The following is a 7,739-nucleotide window of genomic DNA, read 5'->3' as shown; positions in this document are numbered from 1 at the left end:
CAGCCCCGCCGGCGCTTGAGGCGCGGGGCTCGGGGCTCGGGGCGGAGCCCCGACAGGACCGCCCCTGGCAGGGCCGTGCCGGTTCCGGGCGGAGCCCCGACAAGACCGCCCCCGGCTGGACGGCGCCGGGTCCGGGGCGCAGACGCGACAAGACCGAGAACCAGCCCCCGCCGGCGATTGAGGCTCAGGGCTCGGGGCCGAGCCCCGACAGGACCGCCCCCGGCAGGGCCGTGCCGGTTCCGGGGCGGAGCCCCGATAAGACCGCCGCACTCCAGCCCCGCCGGCGATTGAGGCGCAGGGCTCGGGGCCAGCTCGGGGCCACAGCCCCGACAGGACCGCCCCCGGCAGGGCCGTGCCGGTTCGGGGCGGAGCCCCGACAAGACCGCCGCACTCCAGCCCCGCCGGCGATTGAGGCGCAGGGCTCGGGGCCAGCTCGGGGCCACAGCCCCGACAGGACCGCCCCCGGCAGGGCCGTGCCGGTTCGGGGCGGAGCCCCGACAAGACCGCCGCACTCCAGCCCCGCCGGCGATTGAGGCGCAGGGATCGGGGCGGAGCCCCGACAGGACCGCCCCCGGCAGGTTGAGGCGCAGGGCCCGGGGCGCAGCCCCGACAAGACCGAGGACCAGCCCCGCCGGCGATTGAGGCGCGGGGCTCGGGGCGGAGCCCCGACAGGACCACCCGGCAGGGCGTGCCGGGGCCGGGTCCGGGGCGGAGCCCCGGGTCAGGGAAGGGGCGGGGTGGGGAACGTCACAGACCGACGCGGGCCGCGATCGGCAAGTGGTCGCTGGCCGTCCTCGGCAGGGTCCACGACGACACCGGCTCCACCCCCCGCACCATGATCTGGTCGATCCGCGCCATCGGAAACGCCGCCGGCCAGCTGAAGCCGAAGCCGTCCCCCGCCGCCCCCTGCGTCGAGCGCATCTGCGACGTGACCGCGTTCAGGGAGCGGTCGTTCATCGTGCCGTTGAGGTCGCCGAGCAGCACCACACGGTCGAGACCCTCCCGCGCGATCGCCTCCCCCAGCGCGTCCGCGCTGTTGTCCCGCTGGTTGGCCGTGAAGCCCGCGTTCATCTTCACGCGCACCGACGGCAGGTGCGCCACGTACACGGCCACCTCGCCACCCGGCGCCGCCACCGTCGCGCGCATCGCGCGGGTCCAGCCCAGCCGGATGTCCACCGGCGCCGCACCCGAGAGCGGGTACTTGCTCCACAGCCCGACCGTGCCCTCGACCGCGTGGTACCTGTACGTCTTCGCCAGCGCCTTCTCGTACGCCGCCACCTGTCCGCCCGGCAGCTCCTGCAACGCGAGCACGTCCGCGCCCGAGGCCGCGACGTCCAGGGCGGTGTCGGCCGGGTCGGGGTTGCCGGCGTTCACGTTGTGGGTGGCGACCGTCAGATCGCCGCCGCTCGCCGACGACTTACCCGTGAGCAGGCCGCCGAACAGGTTGAGCCAGACCACGAGCGGCAGGAGCAGCGCGATCAGCGCCGTGGCCGAGCGGCGCACCAGCGCACCGACGAGGATCAGCGGCACGAACAGGCCGAGCCAGGGCAGGAACGTCTCGGTGAGGCTGCCGAGATTCCCGATGCGGTTGGGGATGTGCGCGTGCAGGATCATCAGGAACGCCACCAGTACGGCGATCAGCGCGAGCAGGATGCCCCGCCGCCAGATGCCCCGGTCGCCGCGCCAGCGCTCGCTCCGGAAGCGGGGTCCGGATGGCCGTGTCCCCACCGTGCCGTTCCCCGTCTCCGCTGTGTACGCCTGCGCCATAGAGCTGTCCTCACTGCCTTGCTGTCACACCGGTGGTCGCGCCGCGCCGCTCCCCCGGGCCTCGGGCCCCTTTCCTCGAAGGACCCTAGGCCGTCGGGCAGTCCGGGGTCCCGCGGGCCCCCTCGGCACCCTAGGGGATGACCGGTGGTCACTCCGCCGTCCGCGGACGGCCCTACTGCCACGATGACGACGGGTCCGCATCAGGGGTTCCTGGTATCGCCCCAGGTGGGGCGGCTGTGACAGAACGCGCACATTCTCACGCCGTGTTCAGCCGGGCGGCCGCACCCCGCGCAGCACGGTGTCCACGATCCGCTCGGCGCTGCCCGGTCCGGGCGTCGACTCGGGCCGCAGCACGGTGCGTACGAGCATGGGCCCCACGAACATGTCGCCGAGCAGGTCGAAGTCGACGTCGTCGCGTATCTCCCCGTTCTCGACGCCGCGCCGCAGGACGGCGTCCATGCGCTCGCGGCGGGGAGTGACGGCGATGCGGTGGTACATCTCCCAGAGCCGGGGATAGCTCTGCATCTGCGCGAAGACGTTGTGCAGGAGGGCGGAGGAGCGCTTGGCGAGGCCGCGGCGGCGCAGCATCTCGACGAGGGCCACGAGGTCGTCGCGTACGGAGGTGCCGGGAAGGGGCGGGTCCACGGGCTCCATGGAGCGAACGACATCGACGAGGAGGGACTCCTTGCCCTCCCAGCGGCGGTAGATGGTGGCTTTGCCGACCCCGGCGGTGCGGGCGATGCGCTCGATGGAGAGGTCGGAGATGGCCACGCCCTCTTCGAGGAGGCGGACGACGGCGTCGACGATGGACCGCTCGACGGCTTCGCTGCGGGGTCGCCCGCGGCGGGCCGGCGGCGCGGCGGGCTGGTGCGCGTGCGCCTGGGTGCCCGGCTTCCCCGCGTCGGGTCCGTGCGCGCCGTAGCCCGCCACCCGGGCGTCCGGCCCGTGCGCGTGTGCCCCGGAGCCGGACCCGCGCGCGTCCCCTCCGTGGGCATGCGCGCCGGAGCCCGGCCCGCGCGCGTCCGACCCCCGCCCGTCCCGCCCGTGCGTACCGTGCTGCCCGGGGGGCACCGTCGCTCCGCCTCTCGCCGCCATCCGGCCATTCTCCCGCAGGCTCTTCACACCGCTCACGCCCCTGGTGGCTCGGTCCTCACCGGCACCTGCTCGGGCTCGGGCTCCTCCGCCTGTGGCCCGACCCGGCCGGGCAGGAACAACGCCACCACCACCGCGCCGATCACCGCCACGCCCGCCGAACCGAGCGCCGTCAGGTGCATCGCGCTCAGGAACGCCTCGTGCGCCGGGGTCGTCAGCGCCTTGCCCGCGGGGCCCAGGCGCTGCGCCGCGGCGAGCGTCGACTCGACCGACTCGCCCGCCGCCTCCCGCGCCCCGGCCGGCAGGCCGGTCAGGTAGGGCTCGATCTCGCCCCGGTAGCGCGCGGACAGCGCCGAGCCGAGCACAGCGACGCCCAGGGCGCCGCCCACCTGCCGGAACGTGTTGTTGATCGCCGAGCCCGAACCGGCCTTCTCCCTCGGCAGCGTCTGCATCACGGACACCGTCACCGGCGTCATGACGTGCGCCATGCCCGTGCCCTGGACGAAGAAGACGGCCTCCAGCACCCACAGCGGCGTCGACGCGTCGAAGAACCCGAACGAGCCGAGTCCCGCCGCGACCATCAGCATGCCCACCGCGCACACGGCACGTGCGCCGAAGCGGTCCACCACCAGGCGGGCCCGCGGGGCGAACACCACCTGCGTCACCGCCAGCGGCACCATCAGCATCCCGGCCTCCAGCGCGCTGTGGCCCCGCACGCTCTGCAGGTAGAACGCGGAGATGAAGGTCACGCCCATGAGCGCGAAGAAGCCCAGGGCGCCCGCGGCGATGGAGGCGGCGAACGCCGGCCTGCCGAAGTACGACATGTCGATCGCCGGGTGGTCGCTCCGCTTCTCGTGCAGTACGAAGCCGGCCAGCACCACCACGCCGGCCAGGAGAGGGAGGACCACGGAGGGGGCGGTGAAGTCGGCGAGCTCGCCGCCGTGGATGATGCCGGACACCAGCAGGACGAGGCCGACGATGGACAGGACGACGCCGAGCGGGTCCATACGGCCCGGATCCGGGTCCTTCGACTCGGGGACCAGCAGGACCATCGCCACCAGGGCGATGATCACGACCGGCACGTTGACCAGGAAGATCGAGCCCCACCAGAAGTGCTCCAGCAGCAGTCCTCCGGTGATCGGGCCGATCGCGACGGCGACGCCGACGCTGCCGGTCCAGATGCCGATCGCCTTGGGCTGTTCGTCGCGCTCGAAGACGTTCATCAGGACGGCGAGCGTGGCCGGCATGACGAAGGCCGAGCCGAGGCCCATCATGGCCCGGTAGGCGATCAGCTCGACGGGGGAGGCGGAGAACGCGGCGAGCGCCGACCCCACGCCGAAGACGGCGATGCCGAAGAGCAGCACCTTCTTGCGGCCGATGCGGTCGCCGATCAGTCCCGCCGTGAAGAGCAGTCCGGCGAAGACGAGCGTGTACGCGTTGATCGCCCACTCCAGCTGCCCCTGGGTGGCGCCCAGGCCGGTGGGCGGGGGTGCGGCTATCGTCCGCACCGCCACGTTCAGGATCGAGTTGTCCAGTACCACGATCAGCAGGCTGAGCATCAGGACGGCGAGGGTCGCCCAGCGTCTGCGGTGGACGGCCTCGGGTACGCGGGGCGCCGTGGCGGCCCCGGAGGGGCTGGTCATGGACCCAGCCTAACCATTTCGATACGAAACCGTCTCGTAAAGTAACCCCGCGACACGAGGTCCTCTTCCGTCCGGGCGGCACGTAGTGCCACCATGGAGGCGGTCCGGGGACGCCGTCAGGGCGCCTCGAGATGACAACAAGGAGCCGGATCAGCCATGACGCTTCAGGCTGCGCAGACCCAGCCCGCCGCCCGCCCCTCCGACAGCAAGGCGCTCTACGGCGGCTCGCAGAGGCGGCGCATCACCGTCCACGACATCGCCGCCGCCAAGGAGCGCGGCGAGAAGTGGGCCATGCTCACCGCGTACGACGCGATGACCGCGTCCGTCTTCGACGAGGCCGGCATCCCGGTCATGCTCGTCGGTGACTCGATGGGCAACTGTCACCTCGGTTACGAGACCACCGTCCCCGTGACGATGGACGAGATGACGCTGCTCTCCGCCGCCGTCGTCCGGGGCACCCGGCGCGCCCTGATCGTCGGCGATCTGCCGTTCGGCTCGTACCAGGAGGGCCCGGTCCAGGCCCTGCGCAACGCGACCCGGCTCGTCAAGGAAGCGGGCGTGGGCGCGGTCAAGCTGGAGGGCGGCGAGCGCTCGCTCGCGCAGACCGAGCTGATCGTCGAGTCCGGCATCCCGGTCGTCTCCCACCTGGGCCTGACCCCGCAGTCCGTGAACACCATGGGCTACCGCGTGCAGGGCCGCGGCGACGAGGACGCCCACCGGCTGATCCGCGACGCCAAGGCGGCGCAGGACGCGGGCGCGTTCGCGGTCGTGCTGGAGCTGGTGCCGGCCGAGGTCGCCGCCGAGGTCACCCGCTCCCTGCACATCCCGACCATCGGCATCGGCGCCGGACCGGACACGGATGCTCAGGTCCTCGTGTGGACGGACATGGCGGGCCTGACGGGCGGCAAGGTGCCGCGCTTCACCAAGCAGTACGCGGACCTGCGCCGCGTCCTGGGCGACGCGGCGAAGGCGTTCGCCGAGGACGTGCAGGGCGGGGCGTTCCCCGCCGAGGAGCACACCTTCCACTGACCACTGCCGGTACGGACGACAGCCCGCCGATCTTCCCCCGTCGGCGGGCTGTCGGCATGCCCGGGTGAGGCTGCGGCACGGACCCTCGGCGTACTGTGGAAAGTGGTCTCGGGGGTGCGCCGCAAATTCGCCAGGAGGCAGATGACCATGGCCGGAATTGTGAGCAGGACGTTCGACAAGGCCGACGAGACACGGGAATTCACCGAGGGCAAGGGAAGGCTCGACCTCCTCAACACGGACCAGGGGCCGGTCGGCCGGGCGGTCTTCGAGCCGGGATGGCGCTGGTCCACCCACGTCAAGCCCATCGCCGGGACGGACAGCTGCATGGCGGCCCATACGGGCTACGTCGTCAGCGGCCGGATGAAGATCACCATGGACGACGGCGAGACGACCGACGTGGAACCGGGCCAGTTCGTCACCATCGCACCCGGGCACGACGCCTACGTCGTCGGGGACGAGCCGTGCGTCATGCTCGACTGGGTCGGCTTCGGGGATTACGCGAAGTCCGGCACCTGACCTGCGCGAACACCGGCCGTCGACGGTATGCCGGCCACGTGTCGGCACTCTGTCGGCGGTCTGTCGGTGCGCCCACACCGTGGACCGCATGACAGCCGCCGAGCGCGGTGAGCACCGTCTCGGGCACGGTCTCCGGGTCGTCCCCGGGCCCGAGTTCCGCGAGCCACACGCCGCCCGGCCAGGGCCGGTCGGCGCCGGGCGGCCGTGTGCTCGGCGGCCCCCAGCAAGAGCCGGGTTTGCCCGCGCCGCCGGGCCCGATCAGCGTCACGAGCCGGGCGCGTCCCAAATCGGCCCTGACGTCGCGCAGTTCCGGCTCGCGGCCGACGAGGCTCGTAAGCCGCGGGAGCAGCGGGGGTGAGCAACTCCCCGTACACGGCGAGCAGTTCGGCACCGGGTCCGCGCCGATCCGGTCCGCCGGTTCCTTGCACACCTCGTCGTACGCGGCGAGCGCCTGCGCCGCCCGTCCCGTGTCGCGCAGGGCGCGGATCCGCAGGGCCTGGAGCGGCTCGTCCAGCGGGTGCGCCCCGCACAGGGCGGCCGGCTCCGGGAGGGCCTGTACGGCGCCCTGCGCGTCGGCCGGCGGGCGCCGTCCCACACCTCGTCGACCAGTACGGCGACGGGGGACCGGGCGCCCGGTCAGCAGGGCACGCGGCCGAGCGCCACGGGGGTGCCGTCGGCGCGGACGGCCTGGGTGGTGCCGAGGAGACAGAAGCGCACCGGGTCACTGTCCCCCGTGGGGTCGCGCGCATCCCGCGGGCCGGAACGGGCAGGAACCGGGGAGGCCCCCCGCGACGTTGTCCCCCGTGTCACCGGTACGGTCTACTCCGCACCGCCGTCCCGTCCCCGTCCCCGTCCCACGGTCCCGCACGCCCGCGTCCCAGGAGCCGCCCCCATGACCACCGCTGCCAGGCGCCACAGCGACCGCAGGATCAGTCCCGTGTTCATCGGGATCTCCGCGGTGACAGCGGTGACGGGCTGGGCCGTGTGGACGGACTTCGCGGCCAGCCCCGGTCTCGCGGTCTTCCTCTTCGTGGTCTCGGCGTGGATCGTCTCCCTCTGCCTGCACGAGTACGCGCACGCCCGCACCGCGCTGCACGGCGGTGACATCTCGGTCGGCGCGAAGGGCTATCTGACGCTCAATCCGCTGAAGTACACGCACGTCCTGCTGAGCATCGTGCTGCCCGTCGTCTTCGTGATCATGGGCGGCATCGGCCTGCCCGGCGGCGCCGTCTTCATCGAGATGCACCGCATCAGGCAGCGCTGGAAGCACAGCCTGGTCTCCGCGGCGGGTCCGCTGATGAACGTGCTGTTCGCCGTCGTGTGCACGGCGCCGTTCTGGCTGGGCGCCCTCGACGGGGTACCTCTGCCCTTCCGGCTCGCCCTGGCGTTCCTCGCGATGCTCCAGGTCACCGCCGCGATCCTGAACTTCCTGCCGGTGCCCGGCCTCGACGGCTACGGGGTGATCGAGCCCTGGCTGTCGTACAAGGTGCGCCGCCAGGTGGAGCCGTTCGCGCCGTTCGGCCTGCTCGCCGTCTTCGTGGTCCTGTGGATCCCCGAGGTCAACGGGGTCTTCTTCGACGCGATATACGGCGTGATGGACGCGCTCGGCGTGCAGCAGATCGAGATCTACTGCGGCCGGGACCTGTTCACCTTCTGGGACGGCGAGAACGACTTCTGCGTCGCCGACTGACA

The 7,739-nt window shown here is 72.7% G+C and carries 7 protein-coding genes; 3 read left to right on the top strand and 4 right to left on the bottom strand.

What is annotated here, in order from left to right; all coding sequences use genetic code 11:
• Positions 1-747: 747 nt before the first annotated feature.
• From HW130_RS15360 to HW130_RS15350, 3 genes are all read right to left on the bottom strand, one after another.
• Positions 748-1,767 (bottom strand): endonuclease/exonuclease/phosphatase family protein, encoded by a 1,020-nt coding sequence (locus HW130_RS15360; RefSeq protein ID WP_177150122.1) that lies wholly within the window; start codon positions 1,765-1,767, stop codon positions 748-750.
• A gap of 267 nt (positions 1,768-2,034) precedes the next feature.
• Positions 2,035-2,697, bottom strand: a complete 663-nt coding sequence (locus tag HW130_RS15355; protein WP_309140447.1) for a TetR/AcrR family transcriptional regulator — start codon at positions 2,695-2,697, stop codon at positions 2,035-2,037.
• 197 nt (positions 2,698-2,894) lie between these two features.
• Entirely contained in the window at positions 2,895-4,502 is a 1,608-nt protein-coding gene (locus HW130_RS15350; RefSeq protein ID WP_177150120.1) for an MFS transporter, read from the bottom strand.
• A 156-nt stretch (positions 4,503-4,658) separates the two neighbouring features.
• Between HW130_RS15350 and panB the strand changes: the two genes are divergently transcribed.
• Both panB and HW130_RS15340 read left to right on the top strand, forming a co-directional pair.
• Positions 4,659-5,531 carry a 3-methyl-2-oxobutanoate hydroxymethyltransferase gene (gene panB, locus HW130_RS15345; RefSeq protein ID WP_177150119.1) on the top strand — a complete coding sequence of 291 codons (873 nt, stop codon included), beginning with the start codon at positions 4,659-4,661 and terminating at the stop codon, positions 5,529-5,531.
• Between the two features lie 147 nt (positions 5,532-5,678).
• Positions 5,679-6,047, top strand: coding sequence for a cupin domain-containing protein (locus tag HW130_RS15340; protein ID WP_177150118.1), 369 nt, complete (start codon positions 5,679-5,681; stop codon positions 6,045-6,047).
• On the opposite strand, the gene HW130_RS15335 is transcribed toward HW130_RS15340, so the two are convergent.
• Positions 5,998-6,642 (bottom strand): BTAD domain-containing putative transcriptional regulator, encoded by a 645-nt coding sequence (locus HW130_RS15335; protein ID WP_375256539.1) that lies wholly within the window; start codon positions 6,640-6,642, stop codon positions 5,998-6,000. The genes HW130_RS15340 and HW130_RS15335 overlap by 50 nt on opposite strands.
• A gap of 297 nt (positions 6,643-6,939) precedes the next feature.
• On the opposite strand from HW130_RS15335, the gene HW130_RS15330 reads away from it, so the two are divergent.
• The gene (locus tag HW130_RS15330; RefSeq protein WP_177150117.1) at positions 6,940-7,737 is read left to right on the top strand and encodes a site-2 protease family protein; all 798 of its coding nucleotides are present in this window, start codon (positions 6,940-6,942) and stop codon (positions 7,735-7,737) included.
• The last annotated feature ends 2 nt before the right edge of the window (positions 7,738-7,739 follow it).

The sequence above is a fragment of the Streptomyces sp. PKU-EA00015 genome (assembly GCF_013387495.1).
Taxonomy (GTDB): domain Bacteria; phylum Actinomycetota; class Actinomycetes; order Streptomycetales; family Streptomycetaceae; genus Streptomyces.
This window is presented reverse-complemented; position numbering and strand designations above follow the sequence as displayed.

Excerpts from the sequence above, each read along its gene's own strand:
- HW130_RS15350 (WP_177150120.1), bottom strand. The coding sequence starts at position 4,502 with ATGACCAGCCCCTCCGGGGCCGCCACGGCGCCCCGCGTACCCGAGGCC.
- panB (WP_177150119.1), top strand. The coding sequence starts at position 4,659 with ATGACGCTTCAGGCTGCGCAGACCCAGCCCGCCGCCCGCCCCTCCGAC.
- HW130_RS15360 (WP_177150122.1), bottom strand. The coding sequence starts at position 1,767 with ATGGCGCAGGCGTACACAGCGGAGACGGGGAACGGCACGGTGGGGACA.
- HW130_RS15330 (WP_177150117.1), top strand. The coding sequence starts at position 6,940 with ATGACCACCGCTGCCAGGCGCCACAGCGACCGCAGGATCAGTCCCGTG.
- HW130_RS15340 (WP_177150118.1), top strand. The coding sequence starts at position 5,679 with ATGGCCGGAATTGTGAGCAGGACGTTCGACAAGGCCGACGAGACACGG.